The organism is Pantoea sp. CS_6 (assembly GCF_041954745.1).
Lineage (GTDB): Bacteria > Pseudomonadota > Gammaproteobacteria > Enterobacterales > Enterobacteriaceae > Pantoea > Pantoea stewartii.
The window spans coordinates 198,085-221,068 of the sequence record NZ_JAVAYG010000009.1 but is presented as its reverse complement, the minus strand read 5'-3'; the positions used below and the strand labels follow the sequence as shown (position 1 = coordinate 221,068).

At 53.8% G+C, this 22,984-nt stretch carries 22 protein-coding genes; 6 read left to right on the top strand and 16 right to left on the bottom strand.

All coding sequences use genetic code 11. The features are described from left to right. Positions 1 to 69: 69 nt before the first annotated feature. The 4 genes from hemG to pepQ are packed head-to-tail and all read right to left on the bottom strand — an operon-like array spanning position 70 to position 4,056. On the bottom strand, positions 70 to 606 hold the full coding sequence (hemG, locus tag RAC90_RS15335; RefSeq protein WP_033737395.1) for a menaquinone-dependent protoporphyrinogen IX dehydrogenase: 537 nt from the start codon (positions 604 to 606) through the stop codon (positions 70 to 72). 18 nt (positions 607 to 624) lie between these two features. After that, positions 625 to 2,076: a Trk system potassium transporter TrkH gene (trkH, locus tag RAC90_RS15330; protein ID WP_033737393.1), complete on the bottom strand. Its 1,452-nt coding sequence runs from the start codon at positions 2,074 to 2,076 to the stop codon at positions 625 to 627. Between the two features lie 31 nt (positions 2,077 to 2,107). Beyond that, positions 2,108 to 2,725 (bottom strand): IMPACT family protein, encoded by a 618-nt coding sequence (locus tag RAC90_RS15325; RefSeq protein WP_054634709.1) that lies wholly within the window; start codon positions 2,723 to 2,725, stop codon positions 2,108 to 2,110. Further along, complete coding sequence (gene pepQ / locus RAC90_RS15320) at positions 2,725 to 4,056, bottom strand: Xaa-Pro dipeptidase (RefSeq protein ID WP_033737390.1); 1,332 nt, start codon at positions 4,054 to 4,056, stop codon at positions 2,725 to 2,727. The genes RAC90_RS15325 and pepQ overlap by 1 nt, the downstream gene beginning before the upstream one ends. A 185-nt stretch (positions 4,057 to 4,241) precedes the next feature. Here pepQ and fadB point away from each other — a divergent pair, with 185 nt between their 5' ends. Further along, positions 4,242 to 6,425, top strand: coding sequence for a fatty acid oxidation complex subunit alpha FadB (gene fadB, locus RAC90_RS15315; RefSeq protein ID WP_054688527.1), 2,184 nt, complete (start codon positions 4,242 to 4,244; stop codon positions 6,423 to 6,425). A 10-nt stretch (positions 6,426 to 6,435) separates the two neighbouring features. Further along, positions 6,436 to 7,599: an acetyl-CoA C-acyltransferase FadA gene (gene fadA / locus RAC90_RS15310; RefSeq protein ID WP_006121482.1), complete on the top strand. Its 1,164-nt coding sequence runs from the start codon at positions 6,436 to 6,438 to the stop codon at positions 7,597 to 7,599. Between the two features lie 68 nt (positions 7,600 to 7,667). On the opposite strand, the gene fre is transcribed toward fadA, so the two are convergent. Then, positions 7,668 to 8,369, bottom strand: coding sequence for an NAD(P)H-flavin reductase (gene fre / locus RAC90_RS15305; protein WP_033737387.1), 702 nt, complete (start codon positions 8,367 to 8,369; stop codon positions 7,668 to 7,670). A gap of 42 nt (positions 8,370 to 8,411) precedes the next feature. Continuing rightward, positions 8,412 to 9,896: a 4-hydroxy-3-polyprenylbenzoate decarboxylase gene (gene ubiD / locus RAC90_RS15300; RefSeq protein WP_054688529.1), complete on the bottom strand. Its 1,485-nt coding sequence runs from the start codon at positions 9,894 to 9,896 to the stop codon at positions 8,412 to 8,414. Between the two features lie 303 nt (positions 9,897 to 10,199). Between ubiD and rfaH the strand changes: the two genes are divergently transcribed. Further along, positions 10,200 to 10,688, top strand: coding sequence for a transcription/translation regulatory transformer protein RfaH (rfaH, locus tag RAC90_RS15295; protein ID WP_006121479.1), 489 nt, complete (start codon positions 10,200 to 10,202; stop codon positions 10,686 to 10,688). On the opposite strand, the gene tatD is transcribed toward rfaH, so the two are convergent. From tatD to udp, 9 genes are all read right to left on the bottom strand, one after another. After that, positions 10,685 to 11,467 carry a 3'-5' ssDNA/RNA exonuclease TatD gene (gene tatD / locus RAC90_RS15290; protein ID WP_006121478.1) on the bottom strand — a complete coding sequence of 261 codons (783 nt, stop codon included), beginning with the start codon at positions 11,465 to 11,467 and terminating at the stop codon, positions 10,685 to 10,687. The genes rfaH and tatD overlap by 4 nt on opposite strands. A 97-nt stretch (positions 11,468 to 11,564) precedes the next feature. After that, positions 11,565 to 12,323, bottom strand: coding sequence for a Sec-independent protein translocase subunit TatC (gene tatC, locus RAC90_RS15285; protein ID WP_006121477.1), 759 nt, complete (start codon positions 12,321 to 12,323; stop codon positions 11,565 to 11,567). Continuing rightward, positions 12,323 to 12,958: a Sec-independent protein translocase protein TatB gene (gene tatB, locus RAC90_RS15280; RefSeq protein WP_033737384.1), complete on the bottom strand. Its 636-nt coding sequence runs from the start codon at positions 12,956 to 12,958 to the stop codon at positions 12,323 to 12,325. The genes tatC and tatB overlap by 1 nt, the downstream gene beginning before the upstream one ends. 3 nt (positions 12,959 to 12,961) lie before the next feature. Then, the gene (gene tatA / locus RAC90_RS15275; RefSeq protein WP_033737383.1) at positions 12,962 to 13,216 is read right to left on the bottom strand and encodes a Sec-independent protein translocase subunit TatA; all 255 of its coding nucleotides are present in this window, start codon (positions 13,214 to 13,216) and stop codon (positions 12,962 to 12,964) included. Between the two features lie 109 nt (positions 13,217 to 13,325). Further along, entirely contained in the window at positions 13,326 to 14,963 is a 1,638-nt protein-coding gene (gene ubiB / locus RAC90_RS15270; protein WP_006121474.1) for a ubiquinone biosynthesis regulatory protein kinase UbiB, read from the bottom strand. Beyond that, positions 14,960 to 15,565, bottom strand: a complete 606-nt coding sequence (locus RAC90_RS15265; RefSeq protein ID WP_039339260.1) for an SCP2 domain-containing protein — start codon at positions 15,563 to 15,565, stop codon at positions 14,960 to 14,962. Before RAC90_RS15265 ends, ubiB begins: the two co-directional genes overlap by 4 nt. An 11-nt stretch (positions 15,566 to 15,576) precedes the next feature. Next, complete coding sequence (gene ubiE / locus RAC90_RS15260; protein WP_054688532.1) at positions 15,577 to 16,335, bottom strand: bifunctional demethylmenaquinone methyltransferase/2-methoxy-6-polyprenyl-1,4-benzoquinol methylase UbiE; 759 nt, start codon at positions 16,333 to 16,335, stop codon at positions 15,577 to 15,579. Between the two features lie 76 nt (positions 16,336 to 16,411). Continuing rightward, positions 16,412 to 17,911: a DNA recombination protein RmuC gene (rmuC, locus tag RAC90_RS15255; protein WP_054688533.1), complete on the bottom strand. Its 1,500-nt coding sequence runs from the start codon at positions 17,909 to 17,911 to the stop codon at positions 16,412 to 16,414. 144 nt (positions 17,912 to 18,055) lie between these two features. Further along, positions 18,056 to 18,817, bottom strand: a complete 762-nt coding sequence (udp, locus tag RAC90_RS15250) for a uridine phosphorylase (RefSeq protein ID WP_006121470.1) — start codon at positions 18,815 to 18,817, stop codon at positions 18,056 to 18,058. A gap of 302 nt (positions 18,818 to 19,119) precedes the next feature. Between udp and RAC90_RS15245 the strand changes: the two genes are divergently transcribed. The 3 genes from RAC90_RS15245 (at position 19,120) to RAC90_RS15235 (ending at position 21,866) form a co-directional block, all read left to right on the top strand. Next, entirely contained in the window at positions 19,120 to 19,956 is an 837-nt protein-coding gene (locus tag RAC90_RS15245) for a dienelactone hydrolase family protein (RefSeq protein WP_006121469.1), read from the top strand. 428 nt (positions 19,957 to 20,384) lie between these two features. Further along, positions 20,385 to 21,302: an HTH-type transcriptional regulator MetR gene (gene metR / locus RAC90_RS15240; RefSeq protein WP_006121468.1), complete on the top strand. Its 918-nt coding sequence runs from the start codon at positions 20,385 to 20,387 to the stop codon at positions 21,300 to 21,302. Positions 21,303 to 21,386: 84 nt separating this feature from the next. Beyond that, positions 21,387 to 21,866 carry a DUF1456 family protein gene (locus RAC90_RS15235; protein ID WP_033737377.1) on the top strand — a complete coding sequence of 160 codons (480 nt, stop codon included), beginning with the start codon at positions 21,387 to 21,389 and terminating at the stop codon, positions 21,864 to 21,866. 187 nt (positions 21,867 to 22,053) lie between these two features. Here RAC90_RS15235 and RAC90_RS15230 read toward each other — a convergent pair whose 3' ends face one another. Further along, a complete protein-coding gene (locus RAC90_RS15230; protein WP_006121466.1) occupies positions 22,054 to 22,917 on the bottom strand; it encodes a carboxylate/amino acid/amine transporter in 864 nt (287 codons plus the stop codon). Positions 22,918 to 22,984 lie beyond the last annotated feature (67 nt).

The following is a 22,984-nucleotide window of genomic DNA, read 5'->3' as shown; positions in this document are numbered from 1 at the left end:
GCGCGGCCTGACAAGGGTTAATTGCAAAAATATTACTGTTCGTCTCAAATTTCGCCAGATCGCGTTATTTCAGTACGATTTGCCTGGTAACTGTGCAAAATCTCTGGCGAAACCGCGCACCTGCTCCCAGTCCGTATACTCAACTTCCTTCGTCGTATCCGTTTCGCCGCCGGTCATGCGCATAATCAACTTAATCATGACCCGATCAAACCAACGATAGCGGGGATAATACAGTGCACCAGCAAAAACCGCACAGCAATCGGGCTTCCAGGGGGACTGCGCTAAAAACTTAACGGTATAGGCATTGGTTTCCGGCGTCCGCTTCTCTGGCTTACGCGCCGTAAGATTCACGGAGAAGAAGCCGCTGACGCGCTGCTGCAATGCGGCCAGGTTCTGCTTAACAAATTCGTTTACGGCGGGCTGAAAGTGACCATAACGGATTGAAGCCCCAATCAGCACCCGATCATATTGCTGCCAGTCAATCGCGTCTGCATCCTGAATATTCATCACATCGCACGCTTGCTCGCCCTTAATCGCCTCCGCCATAGCGGAAGCGATTTTTTGCGTCTGACCGTCACGGGTCGAAAAGAGAATTAATGCTTTCATCATCTGCATCCTTATTAGTTATTCTCGCCAGAAGGTTGGCGTGAATAACACCAGCAACGTGAATACCTCAAGGCGACCAAACAGCATAGTCGAAATTAAAATCCACTTTGCCACATCATTCATTGAGGTGAAGTTATCCGCTACAACACCCAGACCGGGCCCCAGGTTGTTTAACGTTGCGGCGACCGCGGCAAACGCAGAAAAATCATCCACGCCGGTGGCAATAATGGCCAGCATACTGATCAGGAAGACCAGCGCATACGCAGAGAAGAATCCCCAGACCGCTTCCAGGATGCGTTCTGGCAACGCGCGATTACCCAGCTTAATGGTGTAAACCGCATTGGGATGGACAAGGCGTTTGAGTTCGCGATTCCCCTGTTTACACAGCAGCAGGATGCGGATCACTTTCAGGCCACCGCCCGTCGAACCGGCACAGCCGCCAATGAACGCAGAGCAGAGCAGCAAAACCGGCAGGAACAGCGGCCAGCGCGCAATACTGTCTGTGGTGAATCCCGCTGTCGTCGCCATCGAGACAACCTGGAAAAACGCCTGATTCAACGTTTGCCAGCCACTGTCATAAACATTATGGAACCACAGTACCACTGTACAGATCAGTACCAGCGTCAGTTGCACACCGATAAACATACGAAATTCGGGATCGCGTAAGTACACCCGAAGATTGCGGTTACTCAGTAAAGAGAAGTGCAGGCCGTAGTTACAGCCGGAGATCAGCAGGAACACGGCCACAATCGTATTAATGGTGCCGCTCTGGAAATAGCCGATACTGGCATCGTGGGTTGAAAATCCCCCAATAGCAATCGTCGAAAAGCTGTGCCCAATGGCATCGAAGGCGGGCATTCCGGCAAACCATAATGCCAGTGCGCAGGCCACCGTCAGTAATACATAGATAAGCCATAGCGTCTTGGCCGTTTCGGCAATACGCGGACGCATCTTATTGTCTTTCAACGGACCGGGCATTTCGGCACGGTAAAGCTGCATCCCACCGACGCCCAGAATGGGCAGAATCGCCACCGCGAGCACAATGATTCCCATACCGCCAAGCCACTGCAGCATCTGGCGATAGAACAGAATCGCTTTAGGCAAAGAGTCCAGCCCCACCAGCGTCGTCGCACCGGTGGTGGTTAACCCGGAAAAGGATTCAAAAAAGGCATCGGTAACCGACAGATGCGGCTGTTCGGCAAAGATAAACGGCATGGCCCCGACGCTGCCCAGCACGGTCCAGAACAGCACCACGATCAGAAACCCTTCGCGCGGCTTAAGCTCCGTTTTCTTCTTACGGTTTGGCCACCACAATAATGAACCAATCACCAGAGCCATCATAAACGTCTGGCTGAAGGCGCGGCCGGCACCATCCCGATAAATCAGCGCAACGAGGCCGGGTACAATCATCGTCACCGAGAAGAGGATCACCAGCAGACCGACAATGCGGGTAATGGCGCGAAAATGCATTAAGCCGTTCCTTTAGTTAAAGAGAAGAACATCATGGTATAAGCGGAAGAAGCGTTAACGCACCCCGGCTGAAGTCTGACAGATTTTGCTTAAATCCCTCAATTTGTCCATAAGGCAAAGCCAGCGTCATCGCGATACGGTCGCAATAATGACTTTCAGTAATGCTGCCGTCGTAGCGCTGCACCAGACGCTCAATGTCGCTCAACTGGGCGTAGTCACACTGCAACGTGAATAACCTTACCGGGACTTTTCGCTGGCGCTCAAGCTGTTTCAGCCCTTGCTGGACACCGCCGCCATAAGCCTTTACCAGACCGCCCGTTCCCAGCATGATGCCGCCGTAGTAACGTACGACGACGGCGGTGATTTCCCCTATGCCTGCCCCCATCAACTGCGCCAGCATAGGTTTCCCCGCCGTTCCCGAAGGTTCGCCGTCATCGGAAAACCCCAACTGCTGCGAATCATCGGGCGCGCCCGCCACCCAGGCCCAGCAATGATGCCGGGCCGTCGGATGATCCTGTTTTACCTGCTGGACAAAAGCCCGCGCGGCTTCGACACCGTCCGTGTGCGCCAGTAACGTAATAAACCGGCTCTTTTTGATGGTCTCCTCACTCACGCTCAGCGCTTGCGCAGGAATATCGTAAGCCTCCATCAGGCGAGGTGCAGGTCGCGCGTCATGTTTTCAACGCGATTAGCATGAATAACCACGTTATCTTCAATGCGAATGCCGCCGTAAGGCTTAAGCGCATCCAGTGTCTGCCAGTTAAAATGCGCACTGAATTTGCCAGCGCGCAGCGGTGCCAGCAGTGAATCAATAATGTAGAAGCCTGGCTCGATGGTTAACACCATCCCCGGCTGGATGACACGGGTGCAACGCAGGTAAGGATATTGCGCTGGCGCAGCCAGGTGCGTCCCGCTTTCATCTTGCATAAATCCGGCGACATCATGAACCTGCAGGCCCAGCGGATGACCTAAACCGTGTGGCATAAACGGACCGGTCAGGTCTTCGGCCACCAACGCCTCTTCACTGATGCCGTGGACCAAATCAAACTTCACCAGTAATTTTGCAATGCGCTGATGCATTTGCAGATGGTAATCGGTGTAGCGCACGCCCGCTTTCAACGTCGCAATCAAGGCCAGCTCTTCCGCATTCATCGCCTCCACCATTTTGGCATACAGCGATCCGCTTTGTGCGGCATAGCTGCGGGTCAGGTCAGCGGCATATCCCTGATATTCCGCCCCGGCATCAATCAGGAAACTGTAGCGCTTAGCCGGTGGCTGATGATCCAGTTTGGTGTAATGCAACACGGCAGCATGTTCGTTCAATGCAATAATGTTGCCGTAAGGGACATCCGTATCGCGATGACCAGTCGCGGTCAGGTACGCCTGATTAATATCGAATTCACTCAGACCTGCCGCAAACGCTTCTTTGGCAGCGCGATGTCCTGCCACGGCAATTTTCTGCGCCTGACGCATACAGCTCAGTTCGTAGTCAGTTTTAATACTGCGGTGATAATGCAGGAAATCGATCACCGCTTTAGGATTGATGTTGCCTGCCGTAATGCCTAACTGCGCAGCGCGTTCGACGACCGGGCCAATATAGGCAACATTTTCGCGCTGAGCAGGCAGGAGATCGCCAATGGCATTCGCGTTTGCCAGCCCGATAATCTCAATGTCGTCGGTCCAGAAACTGTGCGGAAGCGGTTCAACGTTGTGCCAGTAATCCACCGGCGAATAGAACCACAATTTCGGTTTGTTCACGCCATCGATCCACAGCCAACAGTTAGGTACCTGTGTTACCGGCACCCAGGACTTGAACTGCGGGTTGACCTTAAACGGATACGTGTGGTCGTCCAGAAATACGGTGAGTAGCTCGCCGGAATGGATCAGCATGGCGTCCAGTTTATGACGTGCCAATACCTGCTGAGCACGTTGTTGCAAGGTCGTAATATGCGCGTGATACAAGCTCTTAAGTGAATCCATTGCCGCCTCTCCAGTGTCCGGAAAAGCCGCAGTTTATCACAGGCAAAATCCGGATGCCGGGTTCCCCGTGGCTGTGATCTTGTTAGCAAATAAACAAAGACCTGTTTGCAAAAAATTAACATCCCTCCCAAACTCACGATCATCTGGTATGACCAGATCACCTTTCGCGGTTTCAGGAGACGTACATGCTCTACCAAGGCGCTAACCTCACTCTTCACCAGCTGGACGATGGTATTGTCGAGCTGGTATTTGATGCCCCCGGCTCCGTTAACAAGCTGGATACGCAAACCGTGGCCAGTCTTGGCGATGCGGTAACGGTGCTGGAAAAACATGCCGGCCTGCGCGGTGTGCTTCTGCGATCAGCAAAACCCGCCTTTATCGTGGGTGCGGACATTACTGAATTCCTAGCGCTCTTTGATGCGCCGACAGAGAAACTGAGCCAGTGGCTGACCTTCGCCAACAGTATCTTCAATCGTCTGGAAGATTTGCCGGTGCCCACGATCTCGGCGATTGAGGGCTATGCGCTGGGCGGTGGCTGTGAATGTGTACTGGCCACGGATTTGCGCGTTGCCACACCGACGGCCCGCCTGGGGTTACCGGAAACGAAGCTGGGCATCATGCCGGGTTTTGGCGGCAGCGTGCGTCTTCCTCGTCTGTTAGGTGCCGACAGTGCAATGGAAATCATTGCCGCAGGCAAAGATGTTGACGGTGTTGAAGCGCTGAAACTGGGTCTGGTGGATGCGGTTGTCAGCAACGATAAGCTGCGTGATGCTGCGTTAACCATGCTAAAAGCGGCCGCCCACGACGGCAGCTGGCGTGCCCGTCGCGCCCCTAAACTGGCTCCATTGAAACTCAGCCCCGTTGAAGCCGCGATGAGCTTTACGATAGCCAAAGGCATGGTGATGCAAACGGCGGGGAAACACTACCCTGCGCCAGTCACTGCCGTTAAAACCATTGAAGCGGCAGCAGCGCTGGGCCGCGATGATGCGCTAAAGCTGGAAACCGCAGCGTTTGTTCCGCTGGCACAGTCAGATGTGGCCCGCGCGCTCGTCGGTATTTTTCTCAACGATCAGTACATCAAAAGTCTGGCCAAAAAACGCAGCAGTGAAAGCGGCCCGCCCAGACAGGCCGCCGTGCTGGGCGCCGGTATTATGGGCGGTGGAATCAGCTATCAATCGGCATGGAAAGGCGTGCCGGTTAAAATGAAGGATATCAATCCGCAGGCGCTGACGCTGGGCATGAATGAAGCCAGTAAGCTTCTGAATAAGCAACTGGAACGCGGTAAAATAGACGGAAACAAGCTGGCCAGCGTCATTGCCACTATTCAGCCTACTCTCGATTATGCCGGTTTCGACCAGGCCGACATCGTGGTAGAAGCCGTCGTCGAAAATCCGAAAATCAAGGCCAGCGTTCTGGCTGAAACCGAAACCCATATGCGCGCTGATGCCATTCTGGCGTCAAACACCTCAACCATCCCCATCAGCCATCTGGCGCAGGCGTTGCAGCGTCCAGAAAATTTTTGTGGCATGCACTTCTTTAACCCGGTTCCACGTATGCCGCTGGTAGAGGTGATCCGTGGAGAGAAAACCAGTGAGGCCACGCTGGGTAAAGTTGTCGCCTGGGCCAGTAAAATGGGTAAAACCCCGGTGGTGGTGAATGACTGTCCGGGTTTCTTTGTTAACCGCGTTTTGTTCCCCTACTTCGCTGCCTTCGGCATGCTGTTGCGTGATGGTGCGGACTTCCGCCAGATCGACAAGGTAATGGAAAAACAGTTTGGCTGGCCGATGGGGCCTTCATGGCTGCTGGATGTCGTGGGCATTGATACCGCGCATCATGCGCAAAGCGTCATGGCGGACGGTTTTCCTGAACGGATGAAAAAAGACTATCGCGATGCGATCGATATTCTGTTTGAGGCGAAGCGTTTTGGTCAGAAAAATGGTCTGGGTTTCTGGCGCTGGGAAGAAGACAAAAAAGGGAAACCGAAAAAAGTGTCCGATGCAGAGGTCGATGCCTTACTCGAACCCGCCTGCCAGCCTAAACGGATATTCAGTGATGAAGAGATTCTGAATCGCATGATGCTGCCGATGTTGAATGAAGTGGTTCGCTGCCTGGAAGAGAAGATTATCGCCTCACCTGCTGAAGCAGACATGGCGCTGGTCTATGGTCTGGGATTCCCGCCTTTCCGTGGCGGTGCTTTCCGTTATCTCGACACTTTGGGTAACGGCAACGTAGTGGATCAGGCGAAACGTTATTCGTCATTGGGTGGGCTGTATGCGCTCCCTGCCCTGCTGCTTGATAAAGCGCGCCAACACGAAAGCTGGTATCCCGCCGTCAAACCGATCGATGAAGCCGCGTTCAGAAGCGCCTGAGGTAATCAAAATGGAAAATGTGGTAATTATTGACGCGGTGCGTACGCCGATGGGCCGTTCAAAAGGTGGGGCATTTCGCCATGTACGCGCTGAGGACCTGTCCGCGCATGTCATGCGTGCTCTGTTGAACCGCAATCCGGGGGTGAATGCCGCCACGCTGGACGACATTATCTGGGGTTGCGTGCAGCAAACGCTGGAGCAAGGCTTCAACATTGCCCGCAACGCCGCGCTGCTGGCTGAAATCCCGCACCGCGTTCCGGCGACAACGGTTAACCGTCTTTGCGGTTCTTCAATGCAGGCCTTACATGACGCCGCACGCGCAATCATGGTCGGCGATGCTCAGACCTGTTTAATTGGCGGTGTCGAACATATGGGGCATGTCCCCATGAACCATGGCGTCGATTTTCATCCGGGTTTAGGCCGTACCGTTGCGAAAGCCGCAGGGATGATGGGGCTAACGGCAGAGATGCTGGCGCGCATGCACCATATCAGCCGCGAGCAGCAGGACGCTTTTGCTTTGCGCTCTCATCAGCGTGCCTGGCAGGCCACGCAGCGTGGCGATTTTGCCAATGAAATTGTTGCGCTGCATGGTCACGATGCCGATGGCGTCCTGAAACGCTATGACGTTGACGAAGTCATCCGTGAAGATACCAGCCTGGAAGGACTGGCAGCACTGCGGCCTGCCTTCGATCCGGTGAACGGAACAGTCACTGCGGGCAGTTCGTCAGCGTTATCAGACGGGGCGGCGGGCATGTTGATCATGAGTGAAAGCCACGCACGAGAGCAGGGCCTGAAACCCCGTGCACGCATTAAAAGTATGGCAGTAGTGGGATGCGATCCTTCCATTATGGGATACGGCCCGGTCCCGGCCAGCAAGCTGGCACTGAAGCGCGCCGGGCTGAGCGTAAATGACATTGATGTTTTTGAACTTAACGAGGCTTTTGCCGCGCAGGTTCTGCCCTGCATCAACGATCTCGGCCTGTCAGACAGGCTCGATGACAAGGTCAACCTCAATGGCGGCGCCATCGCGTTGGGCCATCCGTTAGGCTGCTCAGGCGCACGCATCAGCACGACGTTGCTGAACATTATGGAACGTCGCGATGCGCAGTTCGGCCTGGCCTCCATGTGTATTGGTTTGGGTCAGGGCATCGCTACCGTTATTGAACGCGTTTAATACGTTGGAACGTTATAGTGTGAGATTTACCCGCCTGTCAGGGGCGGGTTTTTTCTTGTGCTGTCACGTCAGATAAAAGCAAACGCATCGCCATACATTTGTGCTTCAACGGCACCTCGTTCTGAACAAAAGCGTTCACGGGCGATTTTCGCCATTTCGAAGCGGCCGGCAATATAAATCTCATGCTCACTCAGGGTCGCAAAGTCCTGCATGACGGCTGTCAGCACCGTACCAGAACGGCCCGGCCAGCCTGCTTCAGGCTGTTCGACAACCGGAATCACTTTCAGATTCGGATGCTTAATCGCCAGTGCTTCCAGCTCGTCCAAATCATACAAATGCTTCAGTTCGCGCCCGCCCCAGTAAACCGCAATATCACGGTTGGGTTGTTCGGCAAGCGCAGTGAGTAAAATGGAACGCACATAGGAAAAGCCTGTGCCACCCGCGATCAGGATTAACGGCTTGTCACTCTCTTCACGCAACCAGGCATCACCATGTGGGATGTCCACCACAATTTGCCCTTCCTGCTGAATACGATCCATCACCGCCATGGCGTAGAGATTCAGCTCTGAGGCACCGATATGCAGTTCAATGATTTCAGTTTCCATTGGCGTGGAGGCTAATGAAAACGGGCGCTTGTCACGCTCATCCATTACGACCATCAGGTACTGCCCTGCGCGAAAACTAAAATCTGCTTCCGGAATCAAGCGAACGCGATACACCGTGTCGGTAATCGCCTCAACTGAAGTTACTTTACAGCTTAACGTTGTCATGCGGTCCCTCTGTCGGGTCGTCTTTATGGTTATTGCTCACCATCAACGCTGTGATGGTTGATCAAAAATACCGAGGTCATCCCAGATAGCGTCGATACGTGCGGTAACGGCCGGATCTTTAACAATCGGCGTGCCCCACTCTCGTTGCGTCTCACCTGGCCATTTATTCGTGGCGTCGAGGCCCATCTTTGACCCTAGTCCGGAAACCGGAGACGCAAAATCAAGATAATCGATTGGCGTGTTTTCTACCAATACGGTATCGCGTGCCGGGTCCATACGCGTCGTGATTGCCCAGATGACGTCGTTCCAGTCGCGGGCATTAACGTCATCATCACACACAATAACAAATTTGGTGTACATGAACTGCCGTAAAAATGACCAGACGCCAAACATCACGCGCTTGGCATGTCCCGCGTACTGTTTTTTAATCGTCACGACCGCCAGTCGGTAAGAGCATCCTTCTGGTGGCAAATAGAAATCGACGATTTCCGGGAACTGTTTAATCAGAATCGGTACAAGCACTTCATTCAGCGCCACGCCCAGGACGGCGGGTTCATCCGGTGGCCTTCCGGTATAGGTAGAATGGTAGATCGCCTGATGACGCTGCGTGATGTGCGTAACGGTAAACACCGGGAAACTGTCGACTTCATTATAGTAACCGGTGTGATCGCCATAGGGACCTTCAGGTGCCATGTCACCGGGTTCGATATAACCTTCCAGCACAATTTCGGCGCTCGCAGGCACTTCCAGATCGTTTGAGAGGCACTTGACGACTTCGGTCTTGTTGCCGCGCAGCAGACCGGCAAACGCATACTCTGACAACGTGTCAGGGACGGGCGTGACCGCCCCCAGAATGGTCGCCGGATCGGCGCCCAGTGCAACGGACACCGGGAAACGTTCGCCAGGATGTGCCTTGCACCATTCAAGATAATCCAGGGCACCACCACGATGAGAAAGCCAGCGCATGATCAGGCGATTTTTGCCAATCACCTGCTGACGATAGATGCCTAAATTTTGTCGCTCTTTATGCGGGCCGCGCGTTACGGTTAATCCCCATGTAATCAGCGGGGCAGCGTCGCCGGGCCAGCATTTCATGACCGGGATTTGGGTCAGGTCGACCTCATCACCACTGAAAACCACCTCCTGACAGGGCGCATTGCGCAACCTTTTGGTCGGCATATTCAGTACTTGCTTAAACTGCGGCATTTTACTGAACAGATCGCGGAAACCTCTCGGTGGCTCAGGTTCTTTTAAAAAGGCCAGCAACTCACCCACTTCACGCAGTGCACTGACCTCTTCCTGGCCCATGCCCATGGCCACGCGTTTTGGCGTACCGAACAGGTTACACAGTACAGGCATGTCGTAACCTTTTGGGTTCTCAAACAGCAATGCCGGACCGCCTGCACGCAGGGTGCGATCGGCAATTTCGGTCATTTCCAGTTCGGGGTCGATCACGTGCGAGATACGCTTGAGTTCACCACGCTGTTCAAGCAGCGCAATAAAGTCTCTTAAATCCTGATATTTCATGCGGCTTCAACTTTCCGGCCAGAGTGAATTTGCCATTATAGGGCTGATTACATGAATGTGTGGAGCTTTATGCACCGCATGGCTTATCTTGCCCGTCACGGGCAACCATCAGACGAATAATGTCGCTTAGTTTTCGTGCTGAACCTTACCGCATAATGGCTATTTTTTCATTTTATGCGATGGCATTCGTCATTCAGAACAATCTTAGTTTATTTTCCAGGCAACGCCGCGTAACAGACCCCAATGCGCTATAACTCTGAGTGGAGGTTTGCTATTCTTAGCGTCCATTCATTGGGAGCAGTTATGGAATCCTGGTACTTACTCTATTGCAAACGTGGGCAGCTATTGCGTGCGAAAGAGCATCTTGAGCGGCAAGCCGTAAATTGCCTGAGCCCCATGATCGCGCTTGAGAAAATTGTGCGTGGCAAGCGAACTACCGTAAGTGAACCGCTGTTCCCAAACTACCTGTTCATTGAGTTTGACCCCGAAGCCATTCACACCACAACCATCAGCAGTACACGTGGCGTCAGCCATTTCGTGCGCTTTGGCGCGACGCCGGCCACCGTACCTGCTGTCGTTATTGATGCACTGCAGACTGATGTGCCACAAACGCTGATCGATCCTGAAACGCCGCAAAACGGCGATGAAGTCATCATCACCGAAGGGACGTTTGAAGGTCTGCGGGCTATCTTCTCAGAGCCCGATGGCGAAGCACGCTCCATCCTGTTGCTGAATCTGCTAAACAAACAGGTTGTCCGGAGCGTGGATAACCGACAATTCCGTAAAGCCTAACGCAGCCCGAACAGCGTGCGCGCATTATGATCCACCTGGGCTGCCAGCGCCTCTGGTTCCTCGCCTCGCCAGTTCGCGACCTGCTGCAGGATATGCGGTAAAAAACAGGGTTCATTGCGTCGGGAAGTTGGCCGTGGGCGCATATCCCGCGGTAACAGATAGGGCGCATCCGTTTCCAGTAGCAACCGTTCGGCGGGAATCAACGGCAACATCTCACGCAGGGCAATTCCCCGGCGTTCATCGCATACCCAACCGGTAATGCCTACCGATAAGCCCATTTCCAGGCAGGCCGCTAACTCTTCCCGGGTACCGGTAAAACAGTGAATCACGGCGGCGGGTAATTTGGGCAACCAGGGTTCAAGTACCGCAGCAAAGCGTTCATGCGCTTCCCGACAGTGAAGAAACACGGGCATATTCAGTTCCGCAGCTAATGCCAGTTGCGCGTCAAACGCATATTCCTGCTGCTGATGTGCGGACAGGTTACGATTGAAATCCAGCCCGCATTCACCTATCGCCACAACCTGGGCTTTTTCCGCCAGCCGGCGCAGCGTATTCGCGACCTCTTGTGACCACTCACTGGCATGATGGGGATGCACGCCCGCGGTGGACCAGCAGTAACCCGGATGAGCCTCAGCCAGCCGCTGCGCCTGCTGACTTTCCAGCGCATTGGTACCGGTAATCAACATGCCGGTGACGCCCGCGTCACGGGCGCGCGTAATCACCTTTTTTCGATCGGAGGCGAACTGCGTGCTGGTCAGGTTTACACCGATATCAAACATATTTTTACTCTCTGTCAAAAACATCCTAAACAAAAAACCGCCTGACGGCGGTTTTTGGCTTGTGTCTCCCGCTTCTGCGGGTGTACTGAATACGACATCAGGATTCGGTGTTCTGTTCCTCATCCTCTGTCTGACGGCCTTTTCCCACATAGTACCGTGAAAAGAATACGCCGACTTCAAACAGGCAGTACATCGGAATAGCGAGCAAAGTTTGAGAAAAAACGTCCGGTGGTGTGAGCAGCATCCCGACAACAAACGCGCCGACCAGGATGTAAGGACGCTTCTTTTTTAAATCCTCAGGGCTGGTAATACCGGTCCAGCACAGCAGCACTATGGCTACCGGCACTTCAAATGCCACACCAAACGCCATAAACAAGGTCATGACAAAATCGAGATAGTTGGTGATATCTGTCGCGATAGTGACGCCCTGCGGCGCGGTTTTCGCAAAAAAGCCGAAAGCCAGCGGAAAAACAATGAAATAGGCAAAGGCCACGCCAACATAAAACAGTAGCGTACTGGAAAACAGCAGCGGCATGACCAGCTTACGTTCGTGGCGATAAAGCGCTGGCGCAATAAACGCCCAGACCTGATAAAGAATAACCGGCACGGCAAGGAACACCGACACGATCATCGTCAGCTTTATCGGCGTGAAGAAAGGTGAGGCGACATCCGTCGCGATCATGCTGGCACCCGCTGGCATCTGATTGATCAGTGGCGACGCCACGGCATGGTAGATGTCATTAGCAAAGTAGATCAGTGCCAGAAAAATAACTAACACAGCAATTATGCAGTTCAGCAGACGTTTACGCAGCTCAATCAGATGGCTGATAAGTGGTTGGGTATCTTCAACGGCCATTATCGTTCATCACTTGCAGAAGGAGGAGAAGCTGGGTTGAGCGACGGCGCGGCGTTGCCCGGTTTTTCCGCAGGCGGTGCGTCTGTCCGACCCGGCGATTGCGGCGGAGCACTGGCATAGCCGGACGCAGGCCGCGGCGGGACCGGCGTGGTCGCCGTGTTGCTGTCCTGTGCCGGTGCAACCGCAGCGTCGACATGGGGTTCAACAGGTGCGTGTGCGGGTGACTGTGCCTGCTGCTCACTGGCCACAGGCGTCACCGGTTTCGGCGAGTCACTCCCCGTCTGGTGTAACGGGGAATGGATGGTGTTTGCTTCGTCTTCTTCTCTTTCGATATCAATGCTCTGTTGAACCGAGCGTTTCATTGAATCCGCGGTTTTACGCAACGCTTCCATGGATTCTTTCAGCTCAGGCGACAATGTGCCGTGGCTGGCTTCCTCCACCTTTTTCAGGCTGTCCTGCAGTTCCTGCAGTTTCAGCTCTTGCGCCAGCTCACTCTGAACATTGGCCGCCAGTGAACGGACCGCCCGAATCCATCCGACAACCGTTTTAACCGCATGCGGCAAACGTTGCGGACCCAGGACAATCAGCCCGATCACGAAGACTAATAGCAACTCACCAAAACCAATATCGAACACGGTTTACACCTGCTTGTCGTTCTTAATGTCGTCTTTCTGAGCAGACGTTGGCTGTTTGTCCGCCAGCGTTTTCGCATGGAAATCCGCGTCCTGCTCTTTTGGCTGATCTTTTTTGTCGTCTTCATCACTCATGGCTTTCTTGAAACCACGGATAGACGAACCCAAATCCGACCCCAGATTACGTAACTTATTGGTACCGAACAAAAGCACCACAATCACGGCAATAATTAATAACTGCCAAATACTGATACCGCCCATGAGATAGCCTCGATTTTTTGTTAAAAACTGCGGAATGAAGCACAACCTAAACCCTTGTTAATTCGGGTCTCAGTCAGCGACATTACCGCGTTTCAGCCGCGAGTGACAATCAGTTTGTCTTGCGCCAGCCGATTAACCAACTGACAAAACCTGCCGCCATTAATGCCGCCGGAAACAGGTCCCACTCAGGCCTGCTGAGGAGTACCGCTGTACCGCTAATCAGCAGCGTGGCACCGACGCCAAACAGGAAACGCGCCTGATGCTGACGTGTACGTTGGACACTCAAATCGTTCACGAGTTTATCGACGCTAAGACGTAACTGCTTATGCTGCTGCATGCTGTCATAGAACAACTCGGGCAGCTCGGGCAGTTTCTCTGCCCAGTAGGGCGCTTTTTCTTTCACTGCGCGAATGATCGCCGGAATACCAATCTGATCTTTAATCCAGTCTTCAAGGAACGGTTTCGCCGTTTTCCATAAGTCCAGTTGCGGATAGAGCTGCCGGCCAATCCCTTCGATATAGAGCAACGTTTTTTGCAACAGCACCAACTGTGGCTGCACTTCCATATTGAAACGTCGCGCCGTGTTAAACAGGTTTAGCAGCACATGACCAAATGAAATTTCAGCCAGCGGTTTTTCAAAGATGGGTTCGCACACCGTACGAATGGCAAACTCAAAGTCTTCCACGTTGGTATCTGCCGGTACCCAGCCAGAGTCAACATGCAGCTCTGCAACTTTGCGGTAATCCCGGTTAAAGAAGGCGATAAAGTTTTCGGCCAGATAGCGCTTATCTTCTTTGTTCAACGAGCCGACAATCCCGCAGTCGATGCCGATATATTGCGGGTCTTCTGGATGCTCATAGCTGACAAAGATGTTGCCAGGGTGCATGTCTGCATGGAAGAAGCTGTCGCGGAAAACCTGTGTGAAGAACACCTGTACGCCGCGTTCGGCTAACAGTTTCATGTTAACGCCATGCTGCTCCAGCGTCGCCACATCGGAGATAGGAATACCGTAGATGCGTTCCATCACCATCATGGTTTCGCTGCAGTAGTCGGAGTAAACCTCGGGAACATACAGCATGCGGCTGTTTTCGAAGTTACGCCGCAGCTGGATGGCATTGGCCGCTTCGCGCAGCAGGTTTAATTCGTCGATCAGCGTTTTTTCATAATCGCGCACCACCTCAACCGGACGCAGACGGCGACCATCCGGCAGCAGGCGCGGTACCCAACGGGCGATGCGGTAGATCAGCTTCATATCGGCTTTGATCACCGGCAGAATATCCGGGCGGATAACCTTAATGACAACCTTTTTGCCGTTGGATTTCAGTGTTGCCGTGTGAACCTGCGCAATAGAGGCAGAAGCCAGTGGGGTGATATCGAAGTCATCAAACCAGGACTCAATCGGTGCCCCCATGGAAGCTTCGATTTGTGCTTTGGCTTTCACGCCGTCGAAAGGCGCAACCCGGTCCTGCAAAATGGCCAGTTCATCGGCGATCTGCGGGGGAAACAGGTCACGCCGCGTGGACAGCATCTGACCAAACTTGATCCAGACGGGGCCCAGCTGTTCCATCGCCAGACGCAGCCGAATACCCATCTGTTCGTGTTTGTGCTGGTTAGGAATCCAAAACACGCACCGTCGCCACAGCCGAAGCGGCAGAGTAATGCGCATTTGGGGAATCAGTTCATCAAGTCCGTATGTCAGAAACACCTTGATAATGAAATATAACCGGCGGATCTCTCCAAAACTCATTTCGCCTCCAGCTGTGCCAGACGCGCATTAAGCGCCTCAAGCGAACGTTCCATCGCGCTAACTTCCTCAGCAAACCAGGCAAATTCCAGCGCACCTGGCGCAACGCGCCACTCTTCCGTCAACGCCTGACCGAGATAATCCTGACGTCGCTGCGTTTCTGCTTTAAACAAGCGAAATGCGCGCTGCGCACCCTGGCTGATCCCTTGCGCGGCGATATCACCGATCCAGGGGGCCAGGTATTCGGCAGGATCCAGCTCAGCCAGATCCATCAACGCAGAGAATTGCTGCACCACCTGCAAATCCCCTTCGACCTGTAACTCACCGCTGCGTATCAGCGTCGTCAGTTGCTGGCGATCGCGTAGCTTCGGCAGCGACTTAAGCTGCGTAATAACCGTGCAGTCGCTGCTGTCCTGCCAGTCACTAAGGACATCCAGCTGTTGCTCACTGAACACCAGCACCAGCGGCCAGGATAGCTCACTCAAACGCAACATCAGTACCTTGCCTGCTAAACGCTGACGTGCGCTTTTCAGACCACGATCGCGGTAGAGAATACGGTTTAGCGCCGTTTCAATACCGGCAGTGATGACGGGGGTTAAGGTCATGGTCATAATGGTTAAAATTTAAACCCACGATGAAGTGCCACGATGCCGCCCGTCATATTTGAATAGGTGGTGTTTTCAAATCCCACATCGTTCATCATCGCTTTCAGGGTTTCCTGGTCGGGATGCATGCGGATGGACTCGGCCAGATAGCGATAACTTTCTGCATCCTGAGCAACCAGTTGGCCGATGCGCGGCAGAATATGGAACGAGTAGGCATCGTAGGCTTTGCTCAGCGGCTCAATAACAGGTTTCGAGAACTCCAGCACCAGCAAGCGTCCACCCGGTTTCAGCACGCGGAACATCGACGCCAGCGCCTTCTCTTTTTCCGTGACGTTACGCAGGCCAAAAGAGATCGTAATGCAGTCGAAGTAGTTGTCAGGAAACGGCAGCGCTTCGGCGTTGGCCTGAACATAACTGACATTGCCAACGATACCGAGGTTTCGTAGCTTCTCCCGGCCCATTTTCAGCATAGAGCTGTTAATGTCAGCCAGAACAACCTGCCCGGTCTCGCCCACCAGCCGTGAAAATTTTGCGGTTAAATCACCGGTTCCGCCGGCCAGATCCAGGACTCGCTGACCGCGACGCACACCGCTGCTGTCGATGGTAAAACGCTTCCAGACGCGATGGACGCCAAACGACATTAAGTCGTTCATCAGGTCATATTTCGCCGCTACGGAATGAAACACGTCCGCGACTTTGTTGGCTTTCTCGCTCTTGGCGACGGTCTGAAAGCCAAAATGGGTAGTTTCCTGCTGTGATTCATCTGCCATCGGTTTTACCTGCTCCACAAACAATACTTATGGAAGTGTATCAGAGTCACGGAGGTCAGGCACGTTGGCGACCTGCTTATTCGTGGAGGTGCCGAACCCGCTCACAACTTTCGTCTGCATTTTGGTCGTTACCGGGCATACTGTCTTGCTCATTTTCGGGCATCGCGCGTTCGACCAGATGGGGATTGATAGCGCGTTTAACCTCTACACCTAAGTCACGGAAGCCTTCCGTTTGTGCGATCAAATTCCCCCGCCCTTCTGCCAGCTTCTTCATCGCTTCACGATAGCTGTTTTGGGCCTTATCAAGGCTGTGACCAATACCGCTCATATCATCAACAAACAGGCGCATTTTGTCGTAAAGCCTGGCTGCGCGCTCGGCAATCCGCTGCGCATTGCGGCTTTGATGCTCGTAGCGCCAGAGATTGTTGATGGTACGCAATGCAACCAGCAGCGTGGTCGGACTGACCAGCATGATATTTTGCTGGAGCGCTTCGCCGATCAATTCTGGCTGCCGATCGATTGCCAGTAAAAACGCCGGTTCAACCGGGATAAACATCAACACATAATCCAGTGAGCGTAAACCGGGCAATTGTTGATAATCTTTACGGCCCAGCAAACGGATATGGCCGCGTACGGCACTGATATGCGCCTGAATGGCCTGTTCACGTTCAATGTCGTCATCCGCGTTGAAATACCGCTCGTAGGCAACCAGCGTCATTTTGGCGTCGATCACCACATCTTTCCCCTGGGGAAGCCGGACGATGACATCGGGCTGCATGCGGCTTTGCTGCTCGTTCTGCATGCTGACCTGGATATCGTATTCATAGCCTTCACGCAATCCTGACGCTTCCAGTACCCGGCTCAGCACCACCTCGCCCCAGTTGCCCTGGATTTTGTTGTCGCCTTTGAGCGCTTTGGTCAGGTTGAGCGCTTCCTGGGCCATCTGCGCGTTCAGTTGCTGTAGCTGACGAATCTCGTGGGTCAGTGTATGGCGTTCACGCGCTTCCGCGCCAAAGCTCTCATTAACCTGACGCCGAAAGCCATCGAGCTGTTCACGCAACGGCCCAATCAGGCTGTTCAGACTTTGACGGTTTTGCTCATCAACGCGGCGACCGCTGTTTTCAAAAATTCGGTTAGCCAGGTTTTCAAACTGCGCGCTAAGCCGCTGCTCGCTGTTGGTCAACAAGCGCTGCTTCTCTTCCGCTGCAAAACGGGTTTCCTCAAGACGGATGGTCACTTCACGCAGCTCGGCTTCCTGCGCGCTGTTCACCTCCAGCTGATTGCGCAGCTCTCGTGTCAGTTGCTCGCTCTCATTACGCCAGTAATCCAGCTGTTGCAGGCGCTCATTGGCTCCGCTTAATGATCCATGAAGCTGTCTCAACTCCTGTTCGCGCTGTTGCAGCTGCTGCTGGAGCTGCTCAATATGCTGTTGCTGACGTTGTTGTGCTTCGTTAAGCAGACGGCGCTCTGTGGTAAAGCTGGCTAACTGATGACTGACACGCATTTGCGCCAGTATCCAGCCAACACCCAGGCCGGCGAGCCCAAGGCAGATGCTGATAATGATGTGCTGATCCATATTCTCCCCGCTGGTCAGGCTATTGAGGAAAAAGGTAAATTCGCACTGTATGAATGTCCAGATATATTTACTGAGGGGGAAAGACGAGACGTAAAGACAAGGCCATGACAGGCCGGACAGCCGGCCTGTCTGTCAAACGAAGGGCTAGAGTAAGCGACGGGCCGCTTCAACTACTATTTTGACGGCATCGCTTTCGGTCTGCTTCATCGTCACTGCATCGGGAATCTCTTTTTGCGTGCGGTTAACAATCACGCCCGCCACCATGCCTGCGCGCAGGCCCTGACTGGCGCACATGGTTAACAGCGTCGCCGATTCCATCTCATAGTTCAGGACGCCCATCTGCTGCCACTCCTGCATAGAGCCCTGAAAACGGTTCACGACGCGGCCCGAGAAGGTGTCGTAGCGCTCCTGGCCGGGGTAGAAAGTATCAGATGAGGCGGTAATCCCGATATGAGTTTTGGCACCGCAGGCTTCTGCCGCAGCCACTAAGGCCGTTGTGCAGGTGAAGTCGGCGACGGCCGGAAATTCCATTGGTGCGAAGTGCAGGCTGGCACCGTCCAGGCGTACAGACGCCGTCGTAACCAGAACGTCGCCGACATTGATATGCGGCTGGATGGCGCCCGTTGTCCCTACACGCAGGAAAGTGCGCACGCCAAGCTGAGCAAGCTCCTCGACGGCAATGGAGGTGGAAGGTCCGCCAATCCCGGTAGAACAGACCACGACGGGTTTACCGTCAAGCTTAGCCAGCCAGCTGGTGAACTCACGATGGGAAGCCAGGTGCCGGGGATCGTCCATCAGTCCGGCAATTTTTTTTACACGTTCCGGATCGCCAGGAACAATGGCCAGTGTCGCCCCCTGCAGGTCGGCTTTCGTCAGGCCAAGATGGAAAACGTCAGACTGTGTCATATCAGACTCCGGGTTAAGGAAAAACAGTACGCCACTTTACGTTACCCAACGGGTTAAATGTGTGACTGGTTTCACTCAAGAAAATGAAAGTTACATTTTCGATGAAATTTTTAGTGATTAATATCACACATTTATCTCAGACCTTCCGTAATGCTACATATGGTGATGTGGAAGGCAGCATGAGAATGTTAAAGAGAAGTGTATTTTAAAGGTTATAAGCTCTGTTACGCATTGCCCGGAACCAGTAATAAATGCCCAGGCTATAGTTACGTGATTGCGCATACGCTTGCACGGAGATAACGATGAAAACCGACGATAATATGACACAAAAATCAGCCGCAGGCGCGTTTGCTCCGGCAGTTCAGCCCACGGCTTCGACCACCATTATTACCGACAGCCCGGCCATCCACGCCGGTGAGACGTCTATTCCGAGTCAGGGTGAAAATCTTCCGGCTTTTTACGCGAAACCGCAGTCAGCAGACGGGCCGTTGCCTGTTGTGCTGGTCGTGCAGGAAATTTTCGGCGTTCATGAACACATTCGCGACATTTGTCGTCGTCTGGCGCTGGAAGGCTATCTGGCTGTCGCGCCAGAGCTTTACTTCCGCGAAGGCGACCCCAACGACTACAACGATATTCCTACGCTGTTTAAAGAACTGGTCAGCAAGGTGCCTGACAGCCAGGTACTGGCGGATCTCGATCATGCCGCTAACTGGGCGGCCCGCAACGGTGGCGATATCCGGCGGATGGGAATTACCGGTTTCTGTTGGGGCGGACGCATCAGTTGGCTCTATGCGGCACACAACCCGCAACTTCGCGCTGCCGTGGCCTGGTATGGTCGCCTGGTAGGGGAAAAAACCATGAAGCAGCAAAAACATCCTATCGATATTGCTGTGGATCTGAACGCGCCTGTGCTGGGTTTGTATGGTGGTCAGGATGACGGCATTCCGCTGGAAAGCGTGGAGCAGATGCGCCAGGCCTTACATGCTGCAAACGCAAAGGCAGAGATCATTGTGTATCCCGATGCCGGGCATGCTTTTAACGCCGACTATCGTCCGAGCTACCATGCCGAATCGGCAAAAGACGGCTGGGCACGTATGTTAGCCTGGTTTAAGCAGTACGGTGTCGCATCCACTGAGTGATAAAAAAGGGCGCGTAAGCGCCCAAACTCCCGACGTCGCCATCCAACACCCGCAAATCTGAGAGCTTTTCCGCGTTAACCCTGCTCACAAGCCTGGTGGGTTTTCAGGCTGGATTGCGGAGTGTCCCATAGCCGTTCTGCAGCAACATAACGCGCCTCATTTTTTCTGCTATTTCTTGAGTGAATGTCGTCACCCTCCGGTCCGTTCCGTTTGGATAAGCAAATACTCATTTTTCAGCTCGCGCCGCACACCTGTACGTGAAAAGCCGGGAGTAGGGTTATGGATTGGTATTTGCTATTCTCCAGAAATGCCTGGGTCAGTCTGATCGCCAGTCACGTTTAGCCGTCCAGATGTTTACACCGCTATATTCTGCGGGTACTGTATGTCTCTCAAGCGCAAATTATTCAGTTTCGATGTGAAGGACCCTCATGATCGAATTCAAACATCTCCGGACGCTTCAGGCTCTGCGGAATACCGGCTCGCTGGCCGCCGCGGCCGCCCAGCTTCACCAGACGCAGTCGGCGTTGTCACATCAGTTCAGCGATCTGGAACAGCGGCTGGGATTCCGCCTGTTTGTACGCAAAAGCCAGCCATTGCGCTTCACGCCGCAGGGCGAAATTCTGTTGCAGCTGGCGGAACAGATTCTGCCGCAAATTCAGCAGGCGCTTCAGGCCTGCCATGAGCCGCAACAGACTACGCTTCGTGTTGCCATTGAATGTCATAGCTGCATTCAGTGGCTTACGCCGGCACTGGATAAGTTTCGTCAGAGCTGGCCACAGGTGGTGATGGATTTTAAATCAGGTGTGACCTTCGATCCGCAACCTGCACTGCAACAGGGTGAGCTGGATATCGTTTTAACGTCCGATATTCTGCCGCGCTCGGGCCTGTTCTATTCACCGATGTTCGATTTCGAAGTGCGCCTGGTGCTGGCACCCGATCATCCTCTGGCTCAGGTCGAACATATATCCCCTGACGCACTGGCCGACGAAGTGTTGATGATTTACCCGGTGCAGCGTCAGCGGCTGGATATCTGGCGTCATTTCCTTCAGCCCGCGGGCATCAGTCCTGCACTGAAGAATGTGGATAACACGCTGTTGATGATTCAGATGGTGTCGGCGCGCATGGGCATTGCCGCACTGCCACACTGGGTAGTGGAGAGCTTTGAAAAACAGGGGTTAGTGATCACGAAAACACTGGGAGAGGGATTATGGAGTCGGCTTTATGCCGCCGTGCGTGACGGCGAGCAGCGTCAGCCTGTGCTGGAAGCCTTTATCCATTTTGCCCGTCAGCATGCCTGTGAACATTTGCCTTTTGTCAGGAATGCCGCGCATCCTGCAGCCGTTTAGCCGCATGAGCGACAAAGCTGCGCGGCGGCGGGCAAAATCCCCTATAATGCGCAGCCTGTTGACTGACCTTGAGACGATCTCACCATGACTAACAACGATATTTTGCGCAGCGTGCGCTATATGCTCGATCTGAACGATGCCAAAATGGTGGCGATTTTTGCCTTAGCGGAGTGCGAGGTTCCTCAGGCCGATATCACCAGTTGGCTGAAAAAAGATGAGGATGCGGCATTTCGCCCCTGCCCCGATGTCCTGATGGGCTATTTCCTGAATGGCTTAATCTTTCATCGCCGTGGGAAAAGTGAGGATGCCCCTGCGCCTTCCATCGAGCGTAAGATGAATAACAACATTTTCATGAAAAAGCTGCGTATTGCATTTGATCTGAAAACGACCGACATCCCTGATATCCTGAAAAAAGCCAACTTCACCGTCTCTCAGGCGGAGATTGGCGCGATCTTCCGTAAACCGGATCACAAAAACTATCGTGAATGCGGTGACCAGATTCTGCGTAATTTCCTCAAGGGGCTGACGATGATTCATCGCCCTGCGCCAGTTAAGCCCGCTTAAACCAGCCTCCGACTTACGCTCGTCCCGCCGGAGAAAGCGCACCGGGATAACAATGCGGTCCGCTCTGCCGGGCGAGCAGACGTCGTCTTGCTCGCCTTCTGCCGACGCGCGCCCGTCCGCCATGGGATCGCAACAGACTGAGCGGCCTGCTACTTTTGGCGCCGGTGCGCGGCGATGCCTTGTTTCTTCACTGTTGATTGTTCTTACCGACCACCCAGCGCTTATGGACCCACAAGGACGCTACTATCACGAGCGCACCGGCAATAAAGCTTGGCCAGTGTGGCTTTTGCTGCCATATCGCCAGGTTGACCAGCAAGCCTGCCGGCACATGCATGTTGTTCATGATGCCCAACGTGCCAGCATCGACCTGCGTAGCACCGTAGTTCCACATAAAGTAACCCAGTCCGGACGCCACCACGCCCAGCCAGACCAGAATGCCCCACTGCAGTGAGGTGGTCGGGAGTTTATGCGGGTTGCCCCAGACGGCCCAGGCCACCACCGCAATCAGCACCGCGCCCAGATAGAACCACGAAAAGGCCGTGTGCTGCGGCACAGGACGGGTTTCCTGCAAACGTTTGTAGCCCACCATACCTGCTGCAAAGCAAATATTGGCTAACTGTACCAGCAACAGGCCGAACCAGAAGTTATCGCTGACTTTGTCATAACGAATGATTGCCGCGCCCGCCACAGCCAGTAACGCACTGAAAATGTACCCTGCACGCAGAGGCCGTCGACTGATCACGTCGTAGATCAACGTGACGTACAGCGGCGTCATCACGGTAAACAGCAGGAATTCAGACACGCTCAGATAGAGATAGGCTTCGAAACTCAGTAAATACATGATGCCCAGTTGCAGCATGCCTACCAGCATATACAGCAGGAGCGTAGAGGGGCGATAGCCGCGCCAGCGCAGGAAAGGCAAAAATACCACGGCCGCCAGCGCCAGGCGCATCAGCACCGAAAACCAGCTGTCAACCTGACCGGCAAGATACTCGCCAATCAGGCTGAATGAAAAAGCCCACAGAATGGTAGTAACAATCAATAAAAGCACGGTAACAACCCCGAAATAAACAGAGCGACAGTGTAAACAATGTCCGCACAGCAGGGAGATTTATCTG

What these genes read in the sequence shown, in the direction of transcription:
- hemG (WP_033737395.1), bottom strand. Translation starts at nt 606, where the DNA reads ATGAAAGCATTAATTCTCTTTTCGACCCGTGACGGTCAGACGCAAAAA.
- trkH (WP_033737393.1), bottom strand. Translation starts at nt 2,076, where the DNA reads ATGCATTTTCGCGCCATTACCCGCATTGTCGGTCTGCTGGTGATCCTC.
- RAC90_RS15325 (WP_054634709.1), bottom strand. Translation starts at nt 2,725, where the DNA reads ATGGAGGCTTACGATATTCCTGCGCAAGCGCTGAGCGTGAGTGAGGAG.
- pepQ (WP_033737390.1), bottom strand. Translation starts at nt 4,056, where the DNA reads ATGGATTCACTTAAGAGCTTGTATCACGCGCATATTACGACCTTGCAA.
- fadB (WP_054688527.1), top strand. Translation starts at nt 4,242, where the DNA reads ATGCTCTACCAAGGCGCTAACCTCACTCTTCACCAGCTGGACGATGGT.
- fadA (WP_006121482.1), top strand. Translation starts at nt 6,436, where the DNA reads ATGGAAAATGTGGTAATTATTGACGCGGTGCGTACGCCGATGGGCCGT.
- fre (WP_033737387.1), bottom strand. Translation starts at nt 8,369, where the DNA reads ATGACAACGTTAAGCTGTAAAGTAACTTCAGTTGAGGCGATTACCGAC.
- ubiD (WP_054688529.1), bottom strand. Translation starts at nt 9,896, where the DNA reads ATGAAATATCAGGATTTAAGAGACTTTATTGCGCTGCTTGAACAGCGT.
- rfaH (WP_006121479.1), top strand. Translation starts at nt 10,200, where the DNA reads ATGGAATCCTGGTACTTACTCTATTGCAAACGTGGGCAGCTATTGCGT.
- tatD (WP_006121478.1), bottom strand. Translation starts at nt 11,467, where the DNA reads ATGTTTGATATCGGTGTAAACCTGACCAGCACGCAGTTCGCCTCCGAT.
- tatC (WP_006121477.1), bottom strand. Translation starts at nt 12,323, where the DNA reads ATGGCCGTTGAAGATACCCAACCACTTATCAGCCATCTGATTGAGCTG.
- tatA (WP_033737383.1), bottom strand. Translation starts at nt 13,216, where the DNA reads ATGGGCGGTATCAGTATTTGGCAGTTATTAATTATTGCCGTGATTGTG.
- ubiB (WP_006121474.1), bottom strand. Translation starts at nt 14,963, where the DNA reads ATGAGTTTTGGAGAGATCCGCCGGTTATATTTCATTATCAAGGTGTTT.
- RAC90_RS15265 (WP_039339260.1), bottom strand. Translation starts at nt 15,565, where the DNA reads ATGACCTTAACCCCCGTCATCACTGCCGGTATTGAAACGGCGCTAAAC.
- ubiE (WP_054688532.1), bottom strand. Translation starts at nt 16,335, where the DNA reads ATGGCAGATGAATCACAGCAGGAAACTACCCATTTTGGCTTTCAGACC.
- rmuC (WP_054688533.1), bottom strand. Translation starts at nt 17,911, where the DNA reads ATGGATCAGCACATCATTATCAGCATCTGCCTTGGGCTCGCCGGCCTG.
- udp (WP_006121470.1), bottom strand. Translation starts at nt 18,817, where the DNA reads ATGACACAGTCTGACGTTTTCCATCTTGGCCTGACGAAAGCCGACCTG.
- RAC90_RS15245 (WP_006121469.1), top strand. Translation starts at nt 19,120, where the DNA reads ATGAAAACCGACGATAATATGACACAAAAATCAGCCGCAGGCGCGTTT.
- metR (WP_006121468.1), top strand. Translation starts at nt 20,385, where the DNA reads ATGATCGAATTCAAACATCTCCGGACGCTTCAGGCTCTGCGGAATACC.
- RAC90_RS15235 (WP_033737377.1), top strand. Translation starts at nt 21,387, where the DNA reads ATGACTAACAACGATATTTTGCGCAGCGTGCGCTATATGCTCGATCTG.